Origin of the sequence: Halomonas alkalicola, from assembly GCF_030704205.1 — a bacterium.
Taxonomy (GTDB): Bacteria; Pseudomonadota; Gammaproteobacteria; order Pseudomonadales; family Halomonadaceae; genus Halomonas; species Halomonas alkalicola.
On record NZ_CP131913.1, the window covers coordinates 856,052 to 877,480 of the forward strand.

Annotated in this window: 20 protein-coding genes and 1 pseudogene; 3 read left to right on the plus strand and 18 right to left on the minus strand. The window is 68.2% G+C overall.

All coding sequences use genetic code 11. The annotated features are described in order from the left end of the window. Positions 1–466 precede the first annotated feature (466 nt). Positions 467–1,886, minus strand: a pseudogene (locus tag B6N23_RS04120) (IS1380 family transposase). 132 nt (positions 1,887–2,018) lie between these two features. Here B6N23_RS04120 and B6N23_RS04125 point away from each other — a divergent pair. After that, positions 2,019–3,317, plus strand: coding sequence for a xanthine/uracil/vitamin C permease (locus B6N23_RS04125; protein WP_305502135.1), 1,299 nt, complete (start codon positions 2,019–2,021; stop codon positions 3,315–3,317). Between the two features lie 90 nt (positions 3,318–3,407). On the opposite strand, the gene B6N23_RS04130 is transcribed toward B6N23_RS04125, so the two are convergent. Further along, a complete protein-coding gene (locus B6N23_RS04130; RefSeq protein ID WP_305502137.1) occupies positions 3,408–4,211 on the minus strand; it encodes a glycerophosphodiester phosphodiesterase family protein in 804 nt (267 codons plus the stop codon). Positions 4,212–4,396: 185 nt separating this feature from the next. On the opposite strand from B6N23_RS04130, the gene B6N23_RS04135 reads away from it, so the two are divergent. Continuing rightward, entirely contained in the window at positions 4,397–4,951 is a 555-nt protein-coding gene (locus B6N23_RS04135) for a hypothetical protein (RefSeq protein WP_305502139.1), read from the plus strand. Positions 4,952–5,051: 100 nt separating this feature from the next. Continuing rightward, positions 5,052–6,029 (plus strand): NADPH:quinone reductase, encoded by a 978-nt coding sequence (locus B6N23_RS04140; protein ID WP_305502141.1) that lies wholly within the window; start codon positions 5,052–5,054, stop codon positions 6,027–6,029. A gap of 70 nt (positions 6,030–6,099) precedes the next feature. Here the strand turns inward: B6N23_RS04140 and B6N23_RS04145 are convergent, their stop codons facing one another. The 16 genes from B6N23_RS04145 to B6N23_RS04220 all read right to left on the minus strand — a co-directional run bounded on the left by B6N23_RS04145 (position 6,100) and on the right by B6N23_RS04220 (position 21,387). After that, positions 6,100–6,330 carry a hypothetical protein gene (locus B6N23_RS04145; protein ID WP_305502143.1) on the minus strand — a complete coding sequence of 77 codons (231 nt, stop codon included), beginning with the start codon at positions 6,328–6,330 and terminating at the stop codon, positions 6,100–6,102. Positions 6,331–6,377: 47 nt separating this feature from the next. Beyond that, the gene (gene ureG / locus B6N23_RS04150) at positions 6,378–7,019 is read right to left on the minus strand and encodes an urease accessory protein UreG (RefSeq protein ID WP_305502145.1); all 642 of its coding nucleotides are present in this window, start codon (positions 7,017–7,019) and stop codon (positions 6,378–6,380) included. Positions 7,020–7,060: 41 nt separating this feature from the next. Beyond that, the gene (locus B6N23_RS04155) at positions 7,061–7,783 is read right to left on the minus strand and encodes an urease accessory protein UreF (protein WP_249322326.1); all 723 of its coding nucleotides are present in this window, start codon (positions 7,781–7,783) and stop codon (positions 7,061–7,063) included. Further along, complete coding sequence (gene ureE, locus B6N23_RS04160) at positions 7,773–8,297, minus strand: urease accessory protein UreE (protein WP_169957937.1); 525 nt, start codon at positions 8,295–8,297, stop codon at positions 7,773–7,775. Before ureE ends, B6N23_RS04155 begins: the two co-directional genes overlap by 11 nt. 9 nt (positions 8,298–8,306) lie before the next feature. Then, entirely contained in the window at positions 8,307–10,010 is a 1,704-nt protein-coding gene (gene ureC, locus B6N23_RS04165) for an urease subunit alpha (RefSeq protein ID WP_305502148.1), read from the minus strand. Then, positions 10,007–10,327 carry an urease subunit beta gene (locus B6N23_RS04170; protein WP_169957935.1) on the minus strand — a complete coding sequence of 107 codons (321 nt, stop codon included), beginning with the start codon at positions 10,325–10,327 and terminating at the stop codon, positions 10,007–10,009. Before B6N23_RS04170 ends, ureC begins: the two co-directional genes overlap by 4 nt. 157 nt (positions 10,328–10,484) lie before the next feature. Next, complete coding sequence (locus tag B6N23_RS04175; protein WP_305502151.1) at positions 10,485–10,793, minus strand: urease subunit gamma; 309 nt, start codon at positions 10,791–10,793, stop codon at positions 10,485–10,487. Positions 10,794–10,818: 25 nt separating this feature from the next. Continuing rightward, the gene (locus B6N23_RS04180; RefSeq protein WP_305502152.1) at positions 10,819–11,709 is read right to left on the minus strand and encodes an urease accessory protein UreD; all 891 of its coding nucleotides are present in this window, start codon (positions 11,707–11,709) and stop codon (positions 10,819–10,821) included. A 411-nt stretch (positions 11,710–12,120) separates the two neighbouring features. Further along, entirely contained in the window at positions 12,121–12,819 is a 699-nt protein-coding gene (urtE, locus tag B6N23_RS04185) for an urea ABC transporter ATP-binding subunit UrtE (protein WP_305502154.1), read from the minus strand. Next, positions 12,819–13,658 (minus strand): urea ABC transporter ATP-binding protein UrtD, encoded by an 840-nt coding sequence (urtD, locus tag B6N23_RS04190; RefSeq protein WP_305502157.1) that lies wholly within the window; start codon positions 13,656–13,658, stop codon positions 12,819–12,821. The genes urtE and urtD overlap by 1 nt, the downstream gene beginning before the upstream one ends. Further along, positions 13,655–14,821 (minus strand): urea ABC transporter permease subunit UrtC, encoded by a 1,167-nt coding sequence (urtC, locus tag B6N23_RS04195; RefSeq protein WP_253443660.1) that lies wholly within the window; start codon positions 14,819–14,821, stop codon positions 13,655–13,657. The genes urtD and urtC overlap by 4 nt, the downstream gene beginning before the upstream one ends. A gap of 3 nt (positions 14,822–14,824) precedes the next feature. Beyond that, positions 14,825–16,420: an urea ABC transporter permease subunit UrtB gene (gene urtB, locus B6N23_RS04200; RefSeq protein WP_305502162.1), complete on the minus strand. Its 1,596-nt coding sequence runs from the start codon at positions 16,418–16,420 to the stop codon at positions 14,825–14,827. A 220-nt stretch (positions 16,421–16,640) separates the two neighbouring features. Continuing rightward, positions 16,641–17,990, minus strand: coding sequence for an urea ABC transporter substrate-binding protein (gene urtA, locus B6N23_RS04205; protein WP_379688216.1), 1,350 nt, complete (start codon positions 17,988–17,990; stop codon positions 16,641–16,643). Between the two features lie 313 nt (positions 17,991–18,303). Further along, the gene (locus tag B6N23_RS04210; RefSeq protein ID WP_305502165.1) at positions 18,304–19,785 is read right to left on the minus strand and encodes a tripartite tricarboxylate transporter permease; all 1,482 of its coding nucleotides are present in this window, start codon (positions 19,783–19,785) and stop codon (positions 18,304–18,306) included. Between the two features lie 19 nt (positions 19,786–19,804). Further along, positions 19,805–20,287 (minus strand): tripartite tricarboxylate transporter TctB family protein, encoded by a 483-nt coding sequence (locus B6N23_RS04215; RefSeq protein ID WP_305502168.1) that lies wholly within the window; start codon positions 20,285–20,287, stop codon positions 19,805–19,807. A 98-nt stretch (positions 20,288–20,385) separates the two neighbouring features. Then, positions 20,386–21,387 (minus strand): tripartite tricarboxylate transporter substrate binding protein, encoded by a 1,002-nt coding sequence (locus tag B6N23_RS04220; protein WP_305502170.1) that lies wholly within the window; start codon positions 21,385–21,387, stop codon positions 20,386–20,388. Between the last annotated feature and the right edge of the window lie 42 nt (positions 21,388–21,429).

Sequence of the window (21,429 nt, forward strand, 5' to 3'; positions counted from 1 at the left end):
TTCCACCGCTCGCCGCAAAGATTGTCGACACTCCCGACCTGCCGGGGACGAGCCGCCTCGTTACAAGGTCGAATGTTCCCCCCCGGCGGCGCCGAGTACAAACGCCTCAGCCAAGAACAACAACAGCAAAGCGAGGAATGCCCATGAACAACCAGAACCGCTGAGGTTAACGACGTGCTACTGAAACGTAAGTATGGTGAGGAACAACCCTACTGGCCGGTGGGACCCTTCAACCCGCCTTATTCACGAGGGCGCTGATTGAGCGGTCTGAAGGTACTGGCTGTTGGCATTGCTTATCAGGATTCGCCTCTTCAGCGCGAGTGGCTGTTGAGTAATGCCAGAACGCAGCCCTTTTCCTACTTACTTATAGCTCTTTGGAATCAATGGCGGCCGTCCAAGCAGCCGTGATCGCCGACCGCCGCTCCGGTCGCTCGCTTTCTGATGCTGTGGTGGTCTCGCAGGAGCGTCAGCTCAGTGCGGTCAGCTTCGGTAGCCCCTTCAGCAGCGTCGGCCACCACTTGTCGGCGGCGGCACCCAGATGAACGGTGATTCGCCGAGCGTGCAGCCTCAGCGTGGCGGCGACCTTGAGCACCTGCTCGCGCATCCGGCTCAGGCTCCAGCCTTGTCGGGTTTGCCGCTCCAGGAGGCAGCGCAGGCCATGCAGGACCTGGTAGGCGTAGAGACTGAGCAGCAAGCTCACCTCGTTGCGCGCCATCACGTCCTGAACGGTGGAGGCGCCGCGATCGGTCGACGAGAGGTGCACGTCGAGCGCCGACTTCACTTCGCCCATGTGCGCCTCGGCGCTGCCGCGCTTGCGATAGAGTGCTAGGACCTTCTCTGGCGGCCAGTCGAACTTGCTGAGGTTGGTGACCAGGAAGAAGGCATGCAGCAGCAGGTCATCGGGGCGCTCCTGCACGACCAGCACGACGCGCCGTGGTGCCGGCCAGGAACCGGCTTGGTACTCAAGGTCATGGCACCATTCTCGAGGCTGTTCAGGCGGTCGGCCGCGGGGCCGCTTCAGGTAGGGCGCCGCCAATTTTTGCAGGCCCTTGTGGCTGCGTAACCGGCCCAGATACTCGATGTCGCGCTCTTCCAGCGCCTCCAGCGTGTCGTTGTCGGTGAATCCGGCATCGATGCGCACCCGAACCTGGGCGCCAGTGCTCTCGTTGAGCCGCGTCACCAGATGGGGGATCCATGTATCGGCATTCTCAGCCGGGCCGGCGTTGCCCTCGCGTAGCAGGCCACCGACCATGTCGCCTGTTTCGGCCAGCGAGGCGACCAGCGGCGAGTAGATGCGGGTACCGTAAAGGCCATGGTAGGCCGAGCCACCTTGGTGACCGTGGACCTCGATCGGCAGGCCGTCGATGTCCAGCGTCAGCTGCTTGGGGCGCTCGCCGTTCTTCAGCGAGGTCAGGCGCCAGAGCACCAGCCGCAGCAGGCCTTCGTGCACGGCATCGATGTTGTCGTTGCGGCCGAGGCAGGTCAGCAGCCGCGACAGCGTGGCTTGAGACGGCCGGTCCTGCGCCAAATGGCGTCGTCCCGCGCGCGTCGCTACAGGCCAACTGCCAGAGCGGGTCACGGCGCAGCGTGTCGGTATCGCTGAGATCGATCCAGCCCATCGCGCGCTGCAGCACCAGGGTGCGTAGCTGACTGGCCAGGGAGTGGCGGATACGCAGCGGGTGACGCGGATCGACCAGGTTGTCTTCGAGCGCCTCAATCACGCCGCTGTTGTCGAGGGCTTCACGCAGCAACAAAGCGCCGCTGTCGCTGGTGGTGCGGTGGCCGCTCAGCTCGACACGGACAGAGCCGTTGCACGAGGGCGTCCAGGTGGATAGGCTTTCACCCATAGCGGATGGCTCCCTTGGATCAGGTTCTTGGCGGAACACACTGAATTTTCATGAGGATACCATCCGCTATCTTCGTTTTCAGGCCGGTCTCATGAATAAGGCGGGTTCAAGGTTCGCCTTCCCTTCATCCACTTCCCCTGGGCCATCCCGGAGACCATCCAGGCGCTGGTGATGTTCGTCATATCCCTGGGCATGATCCCGCTGCTGGAACAGTACCTCGGCATCCCCTACGAGGTGGCACTGGCCTTCGTGGTGGTCTGTGGCATCGGCTTCATCCTGCCGCCGCTGCTCGGGATTCCCTTTATCGCCGGCTGGATCACCCCGGCCATTCCGGTCGTACTCCTGTTCATCGGCCAGTACGAGCCGGGCCCGGACGCCCTCAAGGCGATGATCGCCCTGCAGCTGATGGTCACCGCCATCTTCCTGTTCATGGCCGTCACCCGTCTGGGCACCAAGCTGGTCAACAATGTCCCCGACTCCATCAAGGCGGGCATCCTGCTGGGCGCCGGCATCGCCGCCATCAGCGGCGAGATCAGCGTGGGTGGGCGTCTCTACAATACTCCGATCTCGCTCGGCATCGGCGGCCTGATCACCCTCTACGTGCTCTTCTCGCTCTCCTTCCGCGACCTGGCCGAGAAGTACCGCTGGGCCCGCAACATCGTCGCCTACGGCATGGTGCCGGGCATGCTGATCACCATGGCCATCGGCTGGGGCGTGGGCGAGTACCCGCTGCCGACGGTGGAGTGGGGCATCGCCATCCCCGACTTCGGTGGCATCTGGGCCTACCTGCCCTTCTCCATCGGTGCCCCCGGCATCGAGCTGATGATCGCCGCCATCCCCACCGCCATCATCGCCTACATCATCGCCTTCGGTGACATCATCGTCGGCCAGACCCTGATCAAGCGCGTCGACCACCTGCGCCCCGACGAGAAGATCGAGGTGGACGTGGATCGCGTGCACCTGATCACCGGCCTGCGCAACCTGATGCACTCCCTGCTGGCCCCCTACCCGGGCCTGGCCGGTCCGCTCTTCACCGGTGCCATGGCGACGGTCACCGAGCGCTACCGCTACGGCCGCAAGGCGATGGAGACCATCTATTCCGGCACCGCGGTGTTCTGGATGGTCGGCTTCTTTGCCCTCTTCCTGCTGCCGCTGGTCACCGCCTTCCGTCCGGTGCTGCCGATCGCCCTCTCCATCACCCTGCTGATCACCGGCTACCTGTGCATCGCGGTCGCCGTAGAGCAGATCAAGAACGCCACCGCCATGGGCGTGGCGGGCATCATGGGCGTGGTCCTGGCCACCCACGGCGCCGCCTGGGGCCTGGGCATCGGCCTGATCCTCTACTTCCTGATCGAGCACCGCGCCCGCAGCGTGCGCGCCGCCGAGGACGAGGAGCCGATCCACGTCGAGGATGACATGGTGGTGGAACAGGATGATGGCCGCGAGGAGATCTCCCCGGCCACCCGCTGAACCAAGTGCCACCGGATGACCACATCCGGACCAACCGCCAGGGGCCGCTCCACCGGAGCGGCCCCTGGCGTTGCCATGCGGGCTGACCTGTCACTCCCGGTCGGGCAGATGCCCCGCAAAGCGGGCGGGATCGTCGCTGATCACGCTGGTCACGCCCCACGCCCACTGGTGGGCGAAGGCCGCCGGATCGTTGGCGGTGTAGCAGAGCAGCGGGTAGCCGGCCTCACGCACGGCCCTGGCACCGCGCCCGCTCAGGCGCGTCCAGTCGGCATGCACGCTGAAGGTGTCCAGCGCCTCGCAGCGCTGCCGCCAGTCGTCGGGAATCCCCTCGAACAGCACGCCCAGGGCCAGCCGGGCGGCGGGGGCCAGGTCCCGGGCGCAAGCCAGCGCCTCGCCACTGAAGGAGGAGACGATCAGCCGCTCGGGGGACAGGACATCCAGGGCTGCGGGGACCGCCTCTTCGACCAGGGCCGCAGCGCTGCGGCCGCGGTTCACCTTGAGCTCCAGATTGAGGCCGAGCCCCAGGGCATCGACGAGGGCGAGCATCTCCGAGAGGGTCGCCATGCGCTCACCGCGGAACTCGTCGCCGAACCAGCCGCCCACGTCCAGGCGACGGGCCCGGGGCAGGTCCAGGTCCGCCAGGCGGGCGCGGCCATCGGAGCAGCGCTTGACCGTGGCGTCATGCCAGACCACCGGCGTGCCGTCGCCCAGCAGCTGGACGTCGAGTTCCACCCAGGTACAGCCCGCCCGGTGGGCGGCGCGCACCGCGGCCAGGGTATTCTCGGGGGCCCGAGCCGACAGGCCGCGGTGGGCGATCAGGCGTGGCAGGCTGATCGCAGGGTGGGACGTGGCGGAATGAGGCATGAGGGGATGGGGCTTTGTGGGATAGTTCATGGGGCCTCTCGCGTCCTTGAGGGGGCCGGCCACCACGAGCGGATGGCAGCGGCGACCGGCAATGGAAGCCAGCATAGCGAGATGCAGGAGCCAGGCACAGCCCCTGCGCGGAGGGATGGCGGCCGAGCATGGGCGGGCAGATATGGTAGGCTTCGCGCCAACCCGTCATGGAGTGGAGAATCCGGATGAAAGTGGTGAGTCTCGAGCCCGGCGCCAGGCGCGATGCCTGCCTGGCGCGGCTGTGCGCGGCGGTCCACGGCACCCAGGCCGGCCTGGCGCCCCTGGTGGCCTTCAGCGGCACCCGTCACCTGCTGTTTCCCGCCGAGGCGGCACGGCTCTGGGCGCTGCTGGACAACAAGGGTCGGCCCCTGGCGCTGGCCCTGCTGGTCATGGACGAGAGCGGCGAGGGCATGGCCGTGACCCTCGCCGCCACCCTCGAGGAGAGCCGCGAGCCGCTGAGGCGCCTGCTTCACGACCTGGCCCTGAAGGCGCCGCTCTGCATCCCCCCAAACGAGACCCTGGATGAGGCCTTCCTGGGGGAGTGCGGCATCACTCGCTGGGTGGAGAACGACCGGGGCGAGCGGGTCGGCCTCGCCTTCCAGCACCCCGCCGCGCTCTCCGGCCGGCTGACGCCACCGCTCGCCTTCGATGAGCAGGCGGTGCTGCGCCGCTTCAAGCAGGAGCGGGCCTTCTTCGAGGCGGAGCGGCAGGCCTTCGTCGACGGGCTCGGGACCGGCTGAACCCGCCGAGGGAGCCAGCGACTTGACCGGCCGGACGTTCGGCGTTTGGATGGCTCTCTGTCCCCACGGCTTTCCACTCCCATGACAAGGACCTGACACCATGGCCAAGCGTATCCAGTTTGCCCGCACCGGCGGCTCCGAGGTGCTCGAACTCGTCGATGTCTCCCCCGCCGAGCCCGGCCCCGGCGAGGTGCGAATCGCCAACCGCGCCATCGGCCTCAACTTCATCGACATCTACTTCCGCACCGGCCTCTACCCCGCCCCGTCGCTGCCCTCCGGGCTAGGCACCGAGGGCGCCGGCGTGGTCGATGCGGTAGGTGAAGGGGTCAGCCACCTCGCGCCCGGCGACCGCGTCGCCTACGCCCAGGGGCCGCTCGGCGCCTATGCCGAGCTGCATACCCTGCCCGCCGACAAGGTGGTCAAGCTGCCCGATGCCATCGACTTCGAGACCGCCGCGGCCAGCATGCTCAAGGGGCTGACGGTGCAGTACCTGATGCGCCAGACCTTTCCCCTCAAGGGCGGCGAGACCATCCTGTGGCATGCCGCGGCCGGCGGCGTGGGCTCCATCGCCTGTCAGTGGGCGCGGGCGCTCGGCGTCAGGCTGATCGGCACCGTCAGCTCCCCGGAGAAGGCGGCCCTGGCCGAGAAGAACGGCGCCTGGGCCACCATCGACTACACGAAGGAGAACGTGGTCGAGCGGGTGCGCGAGCTCACCGACGATGCCATGTGCGATGTGGTCTACGACTCGGTGGGCAAGGACACCTGGGAAACCTCCCTCGACTGCCTCAAGCCGCGCTCGCTGATGGTCAGCTTTGGCAATGCCTCCGGCGCAGTCGAGGGGGTCAACCTGGGCATTCTCAACCAGAAGGGGTCGCAGTTCGTCACCCGCCCCAGCCTCAATGGCTATGCCGACACCCCCGAGCGGCTGCAGATGATGGCCGACGAGCTCTTCGCCATGCTCGAAAGCGGCAAGCTCAAGGTCGATATCTCCCACCGCTACCCGCTGGCCGAGGCCGGCCAGGCTCAGGACGCCCTGCAGGGCCGCCAGACTACTGGCTCCACCATCCTGCTGCCCTGATCACCACCCTGCCCCCCATGCAGAACGCCCGGCCACTGGCCGGGCGTTCTGCTTGTGGCGACGCCGACATTCAGCGCTGACGCTGCAGCCGTCGCTGGCGAAGGACACGCCGCAGCAGCAGGGCCAGCCCGGTCACGCCCAGCACGGCGAAGGCGCCCGCCAGCAGCAGCAGCGGATGGCCGGTATGCGCATGGACATCGGGGGCGCCGTGGCCCGGGTGGGCCAGGGCGGAGCGGGCCACAAGCATCAGGCCGGTGGCCGCGGCGGCCCGTTTCGAGAGAGACATCGAGAGTAAGGTCATGGTGGCGATCTCCTTGCCAGGGTGTCGAGTCGGTATGGGGGAGTGAATCAGGCGGTAGCGCCGGCATCGGCCGACGGCCGTCGTTCCGGCAGCATGCCGCGCTCGAGGATGAACTGGATGATGGTCTCGAGGCCCACGCCGTCGTAGAGGTTGGTGAAAACGAAGGGGCGCTCGACACGCATCATCTTCGAGTCGCGCTCCATCACCTCGAGCGATGCATGCACCTGCTCGGCGATATCGATCTTGTTGATGATCAACAGGTCAGACTTGGTGATGCCGGGGCCGCCCTTGCGGGGGATCTTGTCGCCGGCGGAGACGTCGATCACGTAGAGGGTGAGGTCGGAGAGCTCGGGGCTGAAGGTGGCCGAGAGGTTGTCGCCGCCGGACTCCACCAGCACCAGCTCAAGGCCAGGGTGGCGCCCCTGGAGCTCGTCGATGGCGGCGAGGTTCATGGAGGCGTCCTCGCGGATGGCGGTGTGGGGGCAGCCGCCGGTCTCCACGCCGAGGATGCGATCCGCGGCGAGCGCCTCGTGGCGCAGCAGGAAGTCGGCGTCCTCCCGGGTGTAGATGTCGTTGGTGACCACGGCGATATCGTAGTGGTCGCGCAGGGCCAGGCAGAGCTGCTTGAGCAGCGCCGTCTTGCCGGAGCCCACCGGGCCGCCGACGCCAACGCGTAAACAATGGGTCATGGTCGTCTCTCCTGGTTGTGCATCGTCAGCTTCTGGTCACATCAGCTTCTGAACAGTCGCGAATACTGGGTCTCGTGCAGGGCGCTGGCCAGGGCGAGGCCGGGCAGCGCCGGGCCGAGTTCGTCATCGGGCAGCGCCAGTGCCTCGTCCACCGCGGCGACCAGGGCCGGACGCAGCCGTTCCACGATTCGCTGGGCGGCGGTGTGGCCCAGGGGCAGCGCCTTGCAGGCCACCGCCAGCTGGTTCTCCAGCCAGGCCCAGGCGAAGCCAAGCAGCGCCTGGCGCACCGGTATGCCGCGCACCCGGGCCGCCCAGGCAAACAGCGTCACATAGCCCGCTCCTTCCGGGAGCTCGGGCCCATGACTTGAAACATCAGGGGGCAGCAGCGCCAGGCTGCCCAGCAGCCGCTTGAGCGAGGCCCCGAGCCGCGCATCCTCGGCGGCGAGCTCCGCGGTCTCGCGGTTGGCGGCAAGCCACTGGTCCCACTCGGCCACCGCCTCGCCGTCGCCTTCCGACCAGGCGGCATGCAGGCGCGAAAGTGCCGGCAGGTCGCAGCGGGTCAGGCCATCCTCGAGCACCCCTTCGAGCCAGTCGCCGAGGCTCGCCTCGTCGGTCACCCAGCCCAGCTCGAAGGCACTCTCGAGCCCCTGGGAGAAGGCGAAGGCGCCGATGGGCAGCGCCGGGCTGACCCACTGCAGCAGCCCGAGCAGGGCCAGGTCGTCGCCCGGCGCCCTCTCCACCGGCGCCTCGGGCTCAGTGAGCATGGGGGTGGCCATGGTCGTGCTCATGGTCGTGGTCGTGCCCGTGCGAGTGGCTGTGTGAGTGGCCGTGCCCGCCCAGCTGCTGGTAGGCGCCGGGCTCCGGGTCGAAGGGGGCCCGGTGGTGCTCGAGCGTGGCGCCGAGCAGCGCCGCCAGCTCCTCCAGCACATGGTCCGGCGGAAAGCGTACGTATCCCCCCTTCTCGTCCTCGCCCAGCGCCAGCTGCACATGGCGGTTGCCCAGGTGGTAGGCGAGCCGCGCCAGGGGCAGGCCGGCGGCGATGCGGGCGGTGACCACCGGCTCGTCGGCGGCGCGGATGCGCACCACCTCGCCGCCCTCGGCGCGCAGCCCCTCGCCGTCGCGCAGCACCGGCCCGCGGTCGAGAAAGAGGCCGAGGTCGCGGCCGGCGTCGCTAGTCGCCTTGAGGCGGCCGCGAATACGCAGCTCATAGGGCAGCGTCAGGGTATCGCGGGCCTGGTCCGCCCCGATGGGGCCCAGGCGTTCGGTCATTTTCAGCATCTCGGGCTCCTAGAACAGGTGGTAGCGCTGGGCCAGCGGCAGCTCGGTGGCGGGCTCGCAGGTCAGAAGCTCCCCGTCGCAGCGCACCTCATAGGTCTGGGGGTCGACGCTGAGCTCGGGGCAGGCGTCGTTGAGCTTCACATCCCCCTTGCGCACGCCGCGCACGTTCTTGCACGCCACCAGCCGGCTGGCGAGGCCCAGCCGCTCCTGGATCCCCGCGTCCAGGGCCGCCTGGCTGACGAAGCTGACCCGGGTCTCGCTTGCTGCCCGCCCCAGGGCGCCGAACATCGGCCGGTAGTGGACCGGCTGGGGCGTAGGGATTGAGGCGTTGGGGTCGCCCATGGGCGCCATGGCGATCATGCCGCCCTTGAGGATCAGCGCCGGCTTGACGCCGAAGAAGGCCGGGCTCCAGAGCACCAGGTCGGCCAGCTTGCCCACCTCGACGGAGCCCACCTCGTGGCCGATACCGTGGGTGATCGCCGGGTTGATGGTGTACTTGGCGATATAGCGCCGGGCGCGGAAGTTGTCGGCGCCGAGCGCCTCGTCCTCGGGCAAGAGGCCCCGCTGCACCTTCATCTTGTGGGCGGTCTGCCAGGTGCGGCACACCACCTCCCCCACCCGGCCCATGGCCTGGGAGTCGGAGGAGATCATCGAGATCACGCCGAGATCCTGGAGGATGTCCTCGGCGGCGATGGTCTCGCGGCGGATGCGCGAATCGGCGAAGGCCACGTCCTCGGGGATGTTGGGGTCCAGGTGGTGGCACACCATCAGCATGTCGAGATGCTCGTCGATGGTGTTGACCGTGTAGGGCCGGGTCGGGTTGGTGGAGGACGGCAGCACGTAGGGCTTGGCGCAGGCGGTGAGGATGTCCGGCGCGTGGCCGCCCCCGGCCCCCTCGGTGTGGTAGGTGTGGATGCCGCGCTCCTTGAACGCCGCCAGGGTGTCCTCCACGAAGCCCGACTCGTTGAGGGTGTCGGTGTGGATGGCGATCTGCACGTCATACCGCTCGGCCACGCTGAGGCAATTGTCGATGGAGGCCGGGGTGGTGCCCCAGTCCTCGTGGAGCTTGAGGCCCATGGCCCCGGCTTCGAGCTGCGCCGCCAGCCCCTCCGGCAGGCTGGCATTGCCCTTGCCCAACAGGCCGATGTTCATGGGCAGTCCATCCACCGCCTGGAGCATGCGGCCGATATGCCATTCCCCCGGGGTGCAGGTGGTGGCCTTGGAGCCAGTGGCGGGCCCGGTGCCGCCGCCCAGCATGGTGGTGATGCCGCTGGCCAGCGCCTCCTCCACCTGCTGGGGGCAGATAAAGTGGATATGGGCGTCGATGCCGCCGGCGGTGAGGATCATGCCTTCGCCGGCAATCACCTCGGTGCCGGGGCCGATCACGATCTCCACGCCCGGCTGGGTATCGGGATTGCCCGCCTTGCCGATGGCGGCGATGCGGCCATTTTGCAGCCCCACATCCGCCTTGACGATGCCCCACCAGTCGAGGATCAGGGCGTTGGTGATCACGGTGTCCATCACGCTGTCGTCATGGCGCTGGCTCTGGCCCATGCCGTCGCGGATCACCTTGCCGCCGCCGAACTTCACCTCCTCGCCGTAGTGGGTGGCGTCGCGCTCCACCTCGATCCACAGCTCGGTGTCGCCCAGGCGCACCCGGTCGCCCACCGTAGGGCCGTACATATCGGCGTAGGCCTGTCTCGAGATCTTCATGATTTGCCTCCTTCCAGCGCGCCCATTACGTCGCCGCGGAAGCCGTAGATATGGCGCGTGCCGGCAAAGGGAATCAGGGTCACCTCCCGGGTCTGGCCCGGCTCGAAGCGAATCGCGGTGCCGGCGGCCACGTCGAGGCGATGGCCGCGGGTCTTGTCGCGGTCGAAGACCAGCGCCGGGTTGGCCTCGGCGAAGTGGTAGTGGGAGCCGATCTGGATCGGCCGGTCGCCGGTGTTGGCCACCTCGACGGTGATCCGTTCGCGCCCCTCGCAGAGCGCGATCTCGCCGTCCTTCAGCTGATATTCGCCAGGAATCATAAGCGCCTTACCTTTCGTTAATGGCTGCTGCTGCACAGCTAAAACTGAGCGAACGAAGGCCAGGCAAGGCGGCGAGCGGCAAAAAAGCGGAGTTTACTTTAGTAAATGAGCAATTTTTGTCGCGAAGCCAACACAGCATGGCCGAGTGCAGCCAGTTTTAGACGATTGGGGTGTGGACGGTGACCAACTTCGTGCCATCCGGGAAGGTAGCCTCCACCTGCACCTCGTGGACCATCTCGGCCACCCCCTCCATGACGTCGTCGCGGCCGAGGATCTCGCGGCCGGCGCTCATCAGGTCGGCCACGCTGCGGCCATCCCGGGCGCCCTCCATGATCTCGAAGCTGATCAGCGCCACCGCCTCGGGGTAGTTGAGCTTCAGGCCGCGGGCGCGGCGGCGCTCGGCCAGCTGAGCGGCCAGAAAGAGCATCAGCATCAGCTTGTCCTTGTCGCGGGGAGTCAGTTCCATGGCGTCGTCTCGTTGGTGAAGGGAATCAGGTCAGCCAGATGCGCGGAATCTGGGCCTCGAGGCCCAGCAGCCGCGGGCGCAGCACGCGCCAGGCGGCCTCGCAGAGCGCCCAGGCCTCGCGGCGCTCATCGCCCAGGTAGCGCAGCAGCAGCACGCCGTGGCGCAGGGTCACCGCCCAGCGCGGCGAGGCGGGAAGCGCGTCGCGCAGCGCCTCGATGGCCTCGGGTTCGTCGTCGAGGCCCACCGCCCAGAGGGTCGCCTGGACGCTGGCGCCCCCCTGCCCCCAGCGCCCCGTGAAGCGCGGGTGGGTGGGGTCCAGCGGCTGGCGCTCCAGCCACAGGGGCCTGCCGTCGCGGGTGAGGCGAAAGCGCTGTTCGAGGCGCCCCGAGCGATAGGGCAGCGCGCTTGCCGGGCGCCCCAGGGCCAGCACCTCCCATCCCAGGCAACGGGCGGTGCCGGAAAGGTCGATCCGGGTGCTCTGCTCCCCCCGGGAGCCGTCGAAGGCGATGGTTTCCTGGGGCAGCCACTCCAGGCTGCCGCCGTCGTCGACCGCGAGGTGGGTGGCCTGGCGCCAGGCCACCCCGTGGCTGTCGGCGCGATAGAGCTTGTTGGCCGCAGGCGTGGTGAGCAGCGCCTGGGCGCCCGCCTCGACCCGCGCCGAGATCGTCAGCGCATCGCCGCTGACCAGCCCCCCCGGCGGGTGCAGCAGGTAGAGGTGGCAGACGCCCGCAGGCCCCTCCGGATAGAAGGGGCGCTGCACCCGCAGCGGCCCGCAATGGCGCGCCCGGGTCAGCCGCGTCGCCCCGCCCCGCGCGGCGAAACGCAACTCAAGCGTCGCCTCCCAGCGCCGCTCGGCATCGAAGCGGTGGCCGGATGCCGGCGGCGGGGGGGCAAGGGTAGGCTCGAAGGCAGTCATGGGCGGCTCGTGCGGTGGCATCTCTGACCAGTCTTCAGCAAGGGGCGTACCAGAATGGGGAGAGGGATATATTTCCCTTATCATTCATAAAGTTGAGATGAATGCCGGTGCCAGGCTGACGGCATGCACGCCCCCTCGCGGTGCATCAACGGAGGCCGCCGCGCACCTTGCGGGTGCAGGCGCACGGGCGGGCAGGCCAGAAAGGTGCAAGACTCTCTCGATTTCGACAGCCGGGCTGCCGCAGTGACGCATAACGAGGGGCGCTGGGGGCAAGCCGAAGAGGAGGTCCTATGCCAGGGATGGCATCGGTAGCGTACAGGGATGTATTCAGAGCGCCTCCTCGAAGGCTTGCCGACAGGTCAGCCCCGAGTGATATAAGCCAGCTGTAACCGCCCGTCGTCGCTTCCGACCTTAGACGGTGAGGTGCTCCCTGATCAGCGCATCGGAGAGCTCGCCGATGGCCCCCTTGGCCACCGGCCGGCCGCGGTCCATGATCACGAAGCGGTCGGCGTACTTGCGGGCGAAGGGCAGCTTCTGCTCCACCAGCAGCACGCTGAGGCCGTCTTCCGCGATCAGCCTGCGGATCACCTCGCCGATCAGGGTGACGATATTGGGCTGGATGCCCTCCCCCGGCTCGTCGAGGATCAGCAGGCGCGGCTCGAGCACCAGCGCCCGGCCGATGGCCAGCTGCTGCTGCTGGCCACCGGAGAGATCGCCACCGCGACGGTGCTTCATCTCCCGAAGCACCGGGAAGAGCTCGTAGATGCGCTCGGGAATCGTCCTGCGGCCGTCGCCCCGGGCGGCGAGCCCGGTGCGCAGGTTCTCCTCCACGGTGAGCAGCGGAAAGATCTGGCGGCCCTGGGGCACGTAGCCGATGCCGAGCCGCGAGCGCTCCTCGACGCGCCGCCGGGTCAGCTCCACGTCGTCGGCGTAGCGGAGGCTGCCGGAGGCCACTTTTACCTCGCCCATGATCGCCTTCATCAGGGTGGTCTTGCCCACCCCGTTGCGGCCCATCACGCAGGTGCACTCCCCCGCGGGCACCTCGAGGTCGAGATCCCAGAGGGTATGGCTCTCGCCGTAGTACTGGTTGAGCTTGTCGATCCTGAGCATCACGCCATCTCCTCGTCGGCCTCGGCCCCCAGGTAGACCTCGATCACCCTGGGGTCGCTGGCCACCTGGTCCATGGTCCCCTCGGCCAGCACGCTGCCCTGGTGGAGCACCGTCACCTGGCGGGCGATGGAGCGCACGAAGCCCATATCGTGCTCCACCACCACCACCGACTGCTTGCCGGCAAGCCCGGTCAGCAGCTCCGCGGTGCGCTCCATCTCCTGCTCGGTCATGCCGGCCACCGGTTCGTCCACCAGCAGCAGGCGCGGCCGCTGCATCAGCAGCATGCCGATCTCCAGCCACTGCTTCTGGCCGTGGGAGAGGATGCCCGCCGGCCGGTCGCGCAGCGCGGTGAGGCCGATGGTGTCGAGCCCCTCCTCGATGCGGTCGCGCACCTCGCCGCTCATCCGTGCGGTCAGGGTCGGCAGGATGCGCTTGTCGGCGGCCATGGCCAGCTCCAGGTTCTCGAACACGCTGAGCGCCTCGAAGACCGTAGGCTTCTGGAACTTGCGGCCGATGCCGAGACTGGCGATCTCCGGCTCGTTCATCGTCAGCAGGTCGTGGCGGCTGCCGAACCACACCGAGCCGGTGTCGGGGCGGGTCTTGCCGGTGATGATATCCATCATGGTGGTCTTGCCGGCGCCGTTGGGGCCAATGATGCAGCGCAGCTCGCCGTCGTCGATGGTCAGGTTGAGGTTGTCGATGGCCTTGAAGCCGTCGAAGCTCACCGTGACGTCCTCCAGGTAGAGGATCGGGCCGTGGCGCACGTCCACCGGCGAGGCGGTCGGCACCAGGAAGTCGAAGACGCGATCGCGGTCGGCCAGGGATCTCAGGAAGCTCATGGGGTCACCTCCGAGCCGGTGGCGCTGTTTTCATTGCCGGACGCGCCGGCGTCATCGCCCGTTCGGCGACGCTTCAGGCGATAGGCGAGGATCCCCGCCACGCCCCTGGGCAGGAAGACCGTGACCAGCACGAAGAGCCCGCCGAGGGCGAAGAGCCAGGCGTCGGGCATAGCGCCGGTGAAATAGGTCTTGGCGTAGTTGACGAGTATCGCCCCGATCACCGCCCCGTAGAGGGTCGCCCGGCCGCCGAGCGCCACCCAGAGCACGATCTCGATGGAGAAGAGCGGCGAGAACTCGCTGGGGTTGATGATCCCCACCTGGGGCACGTAGAGGGCGCCGGCGAGCCCCGCCAGCATGGCCGAGACCACGAAGACGAAGAGCTGGAAGCGCTCCACCCGGTAGCCGAGAAAGCGCGTGCGCGCCTCGGCGTCACGGGTGGCCACGCAGACCCGGCCGAGCTTGCTTCCCACGATGGCTCGGCACACGACATAGCCCAGGGCCAGCGCCACGCCGCTGGCCAGGAAGAGCCCGAGGCGCGTCTCGTTGCTTCTCAGGTTGAAGCCCAGGATCTCGCGGAAGTCGGTCAGGCCGTCGCTGCCGCCGAAGCCCATCTCGTTGCGGAAGAAGGCCAGCATCAGGGCGAAGGTGAGCGCCTGGGTGATGATGGAGAGATAGACCCCGGTGACCCGGGAGCGGAAGGCCAGGAAGCCGAACACCAGCGCCAGGGCGCCGGGCACCAGCAGCACCATCAGGAAGGCGAACCAGGCCATGTCGAAGCCGAGCCAGTACCAGGGCAGGTTCTCCCAGCTCAGGAACACCATGAAGTCCGGCAGCACGGGATCACCATAGACCCCGCGGTCGCCGATCTGGCGCATCAGGTACATGCCCATGGCGTAGCCGCCCAGCGCGAAGAAGGCGCCGTGACCCAGGCTCAGGATGCCCAGATAGCCCCACACCAGGTCCACGGCGACGGCCAGCAGCGCATAGCTCAGGTACTTGCCGAAGAGGTTGACGGTATAAGCGTTGACGTAAAGCGGGTGGCCCTGGGGCACGGCCAGGTGCAGCAGCGTCACCAGGGTCATGGCCGCCAGCAGCACGGCCAGGAAGAGCTGCGTCGAGCGCTCGGCGAAGGGGCGCGTCAGCCAGAAGTGTGTGGAATGCATCGGTTAGCCCTCCGCCGCCCGGCCCTTCTGCGGGAAGAGTCCGCGGGGGCGCTTCTGAATGAACAGGATGATGAAGACGAGCACGATGATCTTGGCCAGCACGGCGCCCGCCCAGGGTTCCAGCACCTGGTTGATCACCCCCAGCGACAGGCCCGCCACCAGGGTGCCCCAGAGGTTTCCGACGCCGCCGAACACCACCACCATGAAGGAGTCGATGATGTAGCTCTGGCCCAGGTTGGGCCCCACGTTGGTGAGCTGGGAGAGCGCCACCCCGGCGAGCCCCGCCACCCCGGAGCCCAGGGCGAAGGTGAGGATATCGACCCGGGTGGCGCGGATGCCCATGGAGCGCGCCATGGCGCGGTTCTGGGTCACCGCCCGCACCTCGAGCCCGAGCCGGGTCCGGCGCATGATCAGCACCAGAGCGGCGAACACCGCCAGGGCGAAGGCGATCACCACCAGGCGGTTGAGGGTCAGCGAGAGGGCGTCGTTGACGGCGATGGAGCCGCTCATCCACTCCGGGGAGACCACGGTGCGGTTCTGGGGCGAGATCAGGGTACGCACCAGCTGTTGCAGGATCAGGCTGATGCCGAAGGTGGCCAGCAGGGTCTCCAGCGGCCGCCCCTTGAGGAACTGGATCACCCCGCGCTCGATGGCGATGCCGGCCAGCGCCGCCACCAGGAAGCCGGCGGGCACCGACAGCACCAGGGCCAGGCCCGGCTGGCCGGGCAGCAGCTGCTGCATCATCCAGGTGGTGTAGGCGCCGAGCATGATCAGCTCGCCGTGGGCCATGTTGATCACCCCCATCACCCCGAAGGTGATGGCCAGGCCGATAGCCGCCAGCACCAGCACCGAGCCCAGGGAGAGCCCGAAGTAGAGGGTCTCGGCGGCGCGGTTGACCTTGAGCATCTGTTCGATGCCGCTCAGGGCACTGCGGGCGGCGTCGGCCAGCATCGGGTCGTCGCCGTTGGCCGCCTGATTGAGAGCGACGCGGACCCGGGAGTGCAGGCTGCCCTCGAGGTCGGCCACGGCGGCCACCTCGCCCTGCTCCAGGCGGTAGATGGCGAGCGCCTGGGTCAGGCGGCGGCGCACCCGGGCGTCCTCCTCGCCCTCGATCACCTCGGCAAGGGGGCCGGCCAGGTCGGCGTCCACCTCGCCGAGCAGCCGCTCGGCGGAGGCGCGACGCAGTGTGAGGTCCGCCGAGTAGAGATCCACCACGGCGATGGCGCTGCGCAGCTGGTTGCGCAGGGCGTTGTTGATGCCGATGCGGTCGAGATCGCGCCGGGACATCTCGCCCAGCGCCTCGCCGGTGAGGGCATCCTCCACCGGCCAGTCGCGGCCGCGGTTGTCCAGCACCACCACGAAGCGGCCGTCGTCGGCGCGCTGCAGGCGGCCGTCGAGCAGGGCCTGGAGCCAGTCCCGGGCGCGCTCGTCGTCGCTGGCCACGATGGCCTCGATGGCGCGGCTCTTGGCGGGGAAGCTGTCGACGTCGAGGGCGTCGAGCAGCTCGATGGCGGCGGAATCGTCGGCCGCGGGCTGGGCCTGGGCGCCCAGCGGCACGGCCAGCAGCACCAGCAGCCAGAGAAAAAGGAGACGCCTCATGGGTTCATCCTTTGGATTAGGGAGTCACTAAGGGGGTAAAGCGGGCGTGCGCCCCGCGAAATCACAGCAGGCAGAATCACTCAAGGCTGTTCCGGCGACAGGCCTGCGAGGGGGCGCTGTAAACCCATCCCTGGGCGCTACCGATGCCATCCCTGGCATAGGACCCCCTCTTCGACCTGTCCCCGGCGCCTTGCGCTTGATGCGACGCCGGGAGCGGGCGTTACTCGGCGAGGGCGGCCTCGGCTTCCTCGGCGGCGGTGCTGCCGCCGCAGCGGCCGGTGGCCACGTTGAAGTTGCCGCAGCGCATGGGCGCCTGCCAGTCGGCCATCAGGTCACGGGAGCCGGGCAGGAAGTCGGACCAGGCGTCGCCGACCACGGTGGAGGGGGTCTGCCAGACGATGTCGAACTGGCCGTTGTCCTGGACCTCGCCGATCAGCACCGGCTTGGTGATGTGGTGGTTGGGCATCATCGCCGCGTAGCTGCCGGAGAGGTTCGGCACCACCACGCCGATGATGGCGTCCTTGATGGCGTCGGGGTCGGTGGTGCCGGCCTTGCGCACCGCCTCGGCCCACATGTTAAAGCCGATGTAGTGGGCTTCCATGGGGTCGTTGGTGACCGCCTCCTCGTCGCCGGTCCACTCGATCCAGGCGTCGATGAAGTCGTAGTTGGCGTCGGTGTCGACGCTCATGAAGTAGTTCCAGGCGGCCAGGTGGCCCACCAGGGGGGCAGTGTCGATGCCGGTGAGCTCCTGCTCTCCCACCGAGAAGGCGATGACCGGAATGTCGCCAGCGTCCACCCCCTGGTTGCCCAGCTCCCGGTAGAAGGGCACGTTAGCATCGCCGTTGATGGTGGAGACCACCGCGGTGGGCTTGCCCTCGCTGCCGAAACGGCGCACCTCGGCGACGATGTTCTGCCAGTCGCTGTGCCCGAAGGGGGTGTAGTTGACCATGATGTCCTCGTCGGCGATGCCGTGCTCCTCCTTGAGGAAGGCTTCGAGGATGCGGTTGGTGGTGCGCGGATAGACGTAGTCGGTGCCGAGCAGCGCGAAGCGCTCGATGCCCATCTCGTTGATCAAGTACTCCACCGCGGGGATGGCCTGCTGGTTGGGCGCGGCGCCGGTGTAGAAGACGTTCTCGGAGGACTCCTCCCCCTCGTACTGCACCGGATAGAAGAGCAGGCCGTTGAGCTCCTCGAACACCGGCAGCACCGCCTTGCGCGACACCGAGGTCCAGTTACCGAAGACCACGTCCACCTCATGCTGGGCGAGCAGCTCCCGGGCGCGCTCGGCGAACAGCGGCCAGTTGGAGGCCGGGTCCACCACCACCGCCTCGAGCTGGCGGCCGAGCAGCCCCCCCTGCTCGTTCTGCTTGGCGATCAGCATCTCCACGGTGTCCTTGAGCACCGTCTCGCTGATCGCCATGGTGCCGGAGAGCGAGTGCAGGATGCCCACCTTGATGGGGTCGTCGTCGGCCAGGGCCTGGCCGCCGGCGCCCAGCAGGGAGGCGGTCAGCAGCGCGGCGGTCAGGGGACGAAGCGGCAGCGACTTGCGATGGGATAGGGTCACGAGAATCTCCTTGCTCCCCGCTCGGGGGTCGTTGTTGTGGGACAAGGAGACTTTGCAAGGGGTGCGCCACAGTAGGCCATTCCCGATAAAGGCCTGCAAATACAAGCAGTTGTCTCTAATTAATGCGGCGCAGCAGAGCGCTTGACGCACCGCCTCGGTGCAACCGAGGGCGCCGCCATGCACCGTTCGGTGCACCGCGCCCGCCCCCTTGCGCCAGGTCAGTGCGCGGCGGACGTGCCGCGCGCCGAGAGCCCGGGTACAACGACGCGGGGGCGCCGGCATGGCCGGCGCCCCCGCGAACAGCGGTCTGGCGAGGGGGTCAGCGGGCCCTGAGCTTGCGCAGCAGCGGCAGGGTCAGGGAGAGCGCGGCCACCACCAGCAGCGCCAGGGAGATCGGCTTGTCGATGAAGATCGACCAGTCGCCCCCAGAGATCTGCAGCGCCCGGCGCATGGACTCCTCCATGATGCTGCCGAGGATCAGCGCCAGGATCAGCGGTGCGGCCGGGAAGCCGAACAGGCGCATGCCGAGCCCCAGCAGGCCGAAGCCGAGCAGCAGCAGCAGGTCGAAGACGCTGAAGCTCATGCCGTAGACCCCGACCATGCAGAAGATCAGGATCAGCGCCAGCAGCAGCGGCCGCGGCAGGTCGAGGATCTTGGCGATCAGCGGGATCAGCGGCAGGTTGAGCACCAGCAGCATGATGTTGCCGATATACATGCTGGCCACCACGCCCCAGAAGACGTCGGGGCGGTCCACCAGCATCGCAGGCCCGGGGGAGACCCCCATCACCAGCAGGGCGCCGAGCAGCACCGCGGTGGAGCCGGAACCGGGCACGCCGAGGGTAAGCAGGGGCACGAAGGAGCCGGTGCAGGCGGCGTTGTTGGCCGACTCCGGCGCCGCCACTCCCTTGATGTTGCCCTTGCCGAAGGTATCGCCGTCCTTGGCCAGGCGCTTCTCCATGCTGTAGCCGAGGAAGGAGCCGATGGTCGCGCCGGCCCCGGGCAGCACCCCGGTGAAGAAGCCGAGTATGGAGCTGCGGCCGATGGGCGGGGCGATCTGCCTGACCTCCTGCTTCGAGAGCCTGAGCGAACCGATGGCGTTGCGCGGCTGCTCCTTGCCGCCGCCCCCCCGCAGCAGCATGTAGAACACCTCGGCCAGGGCGAAGATCCCCAGCGCCACCACCAGGAAGTCGATGCCGTCGAGCAGGTGGGCGGTGCCGAAGGTGAAGCGCTCGGTGCCGGTCTGCAGGTCGATGCCCATGATGGAGATCATCACCCCCACCACGGCGGCGATCAGTCCCTTGACCAGCGACTTGTCGGAGAGCGAGACCACCGCGGTGAGGCCCAGCACCATCAGCGAGAAGTACTCGGCGGGCCCGAAGCTGACTGCCACCCGGCCGAGAAGCGGTGCCACCAGCATCAGGAAGATGATGGAGATGGTGCCGCCGATGAAGGAGGCGTAAGCGGCGATGGCCAGGGCCTTGCCGGCCTGGCCCTGCTTGGCCAGTGGGTAGCCGTCGAAGGAGGTGGCCACGGTGCCCGCCACGCCCGGGGCGTTGAGCAGGATCGAGGAGGTGGAGCCGCCGAAGATGGCACCGTAGTAGACCCCGGCCATCAGGATCAGCCCCGAGGAGGGCTCCATGCCGAAGGTGAGCGGGATCATCAGGGCCAGCGCGCTGATCGGCCCAAGCCCCGGCAGCATGCCGATCACCGTGCCGGCGAAGACCCCGGCGAAGACGTAGAAGAGGTTGATCGGGTCCAGCGCGATGCTGAAGCCGTAGATCAGGTTATTGAAGGCGTCCATGGAATCACTCTCTCGCCGGTCAGAACGGCAGCAGGCCGGTGGGCAGGTAGACGCCCATCACCCGGGTCAGGGTCAGGTAGAGGGTCAGCACCACGCCCAGCGAGGTCGCCAGGTTGACGGCGTGGCGGCGATAGCCGTAGTAGGCGCCGAGGCCGAAGCAGAGTGCCGTGGAGGCCAGCACGAAGCCCACCGGCACCAGCAGCAGCGCATAGGCGGCAAGGGCGATGGCGGTCACCACCACTCGCGACCAGGGGCGCAGCAGCAGCGGCCCCCTGGGCTCAGCCGCGTCGCCGTCGGGCTGGGGCTCGCCGGCGGCGGGCGCCTCGAGGAAGAGCAACACGGCCAGGCCCAGCAGGGTGAAGCCCAGCACCTTGGGAAAGAGGTCGGAGTCGATGGGACGCGGCAGGGGGAAGGCCGGGATCTGCCAGGCCATGGCCAGGTAGCCCACCGAGAGCAGCGCCAGCAGCAGCGCGATGATCTGGTTGGAGTTGAGTCGTGTCATGGAAACCTGCCCGACGGCACCGCAGTGCCGACACATGGGGACGGGCCCGCCCGGGAGCCAGGCTCCCGGGCAAGCGGTGAGACAGAGGGGTGGAGGGGTCAGCCGCCGAGCAGGCCGAGGTCACCGAGGATGGTGCTGAACTGCTCCTTCTGCTCGTCCAGGAAGTCGCCGAACTCCTCGCTGTTCTGGTAGGCATTGATCCAGCCCAGCTGGTCGCGGGCCGCTTCCCAGCCGTCGGTCTCGAGCATCTCGGCGAACAGCGCCTCGTAGTAGGCCACCGCCTCCTCGGGCATGTCCGGGGTGCCCATCACGCCGCGCCAGATGTCGAAGGTGTAGTCGATCCCCTGCTCCTGATAGGTGGGGATATCCGCCAGCACGCCGCCCAGCCGCTCGGGAGAAGAGACACCGAGGGGGCGCAGGCCGCTGCCCTCGCCGAGCTGGCCGGAGGCCTCGCCCGCACCGGTGATCACCGCCGCCACGTGACCGCCCATCAGGTTGGTCATCGCCTCGCCGCCGCCGGAGAAGGGAATGTAGTTGACGCTGGCGGCATCCAGGCCGGCCGCGGCGGCCACCCCGGCCATGGAGATATGGTCCATGGAGCCCGGCGCGCTGCCACCGCCGATGCTCAGGCTGGGGTTCTCGGCGATCGCCTCGAAGAGCTCGTTGAGGTCCTCGTAGGGCGAGTCGGCCTTGACCAGGATGATGGAGTAGTCGGTGATCAGCCGCGCGACGGGGGTGAAGTCGGTGTGGTCATAGCGCGAGGTGCCGGCCAGGGGCACCAGGATGATCGGCGGACTGGTGGCAAAGAGCTTGTGGGGGTTGCCGGTGTCGCGGGCGATCTGCGCCCAGGCCACGGCGCCGCCGCCGCCCGGCACATTGATGGCGCCGAAGCTGCGCTCGGCCAGCCCCTCCTCCTGGATCACCCGCGAGACGGTGCGTACCAGGGTATCCCAGCCGCCACCGGGATTGGCCGGAGCGATGAATTCGATGGAGCGTGTCGGGGTCCAGTCGTCGGCCGGGGCGGCGCCGGCCAGGCCGGTCAGCGCGGCCAGCGGCAGTACGATGGCGGTGAGACCCCTGGCAGTGAACGTGGCGGTCATGGCGATTTCCTCTAGGCGGGTTCGTTATTATGGAACTACGGA

Coding starts and splice junctions, on each gene's coding strand:
- B6N23_RS04130 (WP_305502137.1), bottom strand. CDS start 4,211: ATGAACTATCCCACAAAGCCCCATCCCCTCATGCCTCATTCCGCCACG.
- B6N23_RS04155 (WP_249322326.1), bottom strand. CDS start 7,783: ATGCTCACTGAGCCCGAGGCGCCGGTGGAGAGGGCGCCGGGCGACGAC.
- B6N23_RS04215 (WP_305502168.1), bottom strand. CDS start 20,287: ATGACACGACTCAACTCCAACCAGATCATCGCGCTGCTGCTGGCGCTG.
- B6N23_RS04220 (WP_305502170.1), bottom strand. CDS start 21,387: ATGACCGCCACGTTCACTGCCAGGGGTCTCACCGCCATCGTACTGCCG.
- B6N23_RS04170 (WP_169957935.1), bottom strand. CDS start 10,327: ATGATTCCTGGCGAATATCAGCTGAAGGACGGCGAGATCGCGCTCTGC.
- urtB (WP_305502162.1), bottom strand. CDS start 16,420: ATGAGGCGTCTCCTTTTTCTCTGGCTGCTGGTGCTGCTGGCCGTGCCG.
- urtC (WP_253443660.1), bottom strand. CDS start 14,821: ATGCATTCCACACACTTCTGGCTGACGCGCCCCTTCGCCGAGCGCTCG.
- urtD (WP_305502157.1), bottom strand. CDS start 13,658: ATGAGCTTCCTGAGATCCCTGGCCGACCGCGATCGCGTCTTCGACTTC.
- B6N23_RS04175 (WP_305502151.1), bottom strand. CDS start 10,793: ATGGAACTGACTCCCCGCGACAAGGACAAGCTGATGCTGATGCTCTTT.
- ureG (WP_305502145.1), bottom strand. CDS start 7,019: ATGACCCATTGTTTACGCGTTGGCGTCGGCGGCCCGGTGGGCTCCGGC.
- B6N23_RS04140 (WP_305502141.1), top strand. CDS start 5,052: ATGGCCAAGCGTATCCAGTTTGCCCGCACCGGCGGCTCCGAGGTGCTC.
- B6N23_RS04180 (WP_305502152.1), bottom strand. CDS start 11,709: ATGACTGCCTTCGAGCCTACCCTTGCCCCCCCGCCGCCGGCATCCGGC.
- B6N23_RS04135 (WP_305502139.1), top strand. CDS start 4,397: ATGAAAGTGGTGAGTCTCGAGCCCGGCGCCAGGCGCGATGCCTGCCTG.
- B6N23_RS04145 (WP_305502143.1), bottom strand. CDS start 6,330: ATGACCTTACTCTCGATGTCTCTCTCGAAACGGGCCGCCGCGGCCACC.
- B6N23_RS04125 (WP_305502135.1), top strand. CDS start 2,019: ATGTTCGTCATATCCCTGGGCATGATCCCGCTGCTGGAACAGTACCTC.
- urtE (WP_305502154.1), bottom strand. CDS start 12,819: ATGCTCAGGATCGACAAGCTCAACCAGTACTACGGCGAGAGCCATACC.
- B6N23_RS04210 (WP_305502165.1), bottom strand. CDS start 19,785: ATGGACGCCTTCAATAACCTGATCTACGGCTTCAGCATCGCGCTGGAC.
- ureC (WP_305502148.1), bottom strand. CDS start 10,010: ATGAAGATCTCGAGACAGGCCTACGCCGATATGTACGGCCCTACGGTG.
- ureE (WP_169957937.1), bottom strand. CDS start 8,297: ATGCTGAAAATGACCGAACGCCTGGGCCCCATCGGGGCGGACCAGGCC.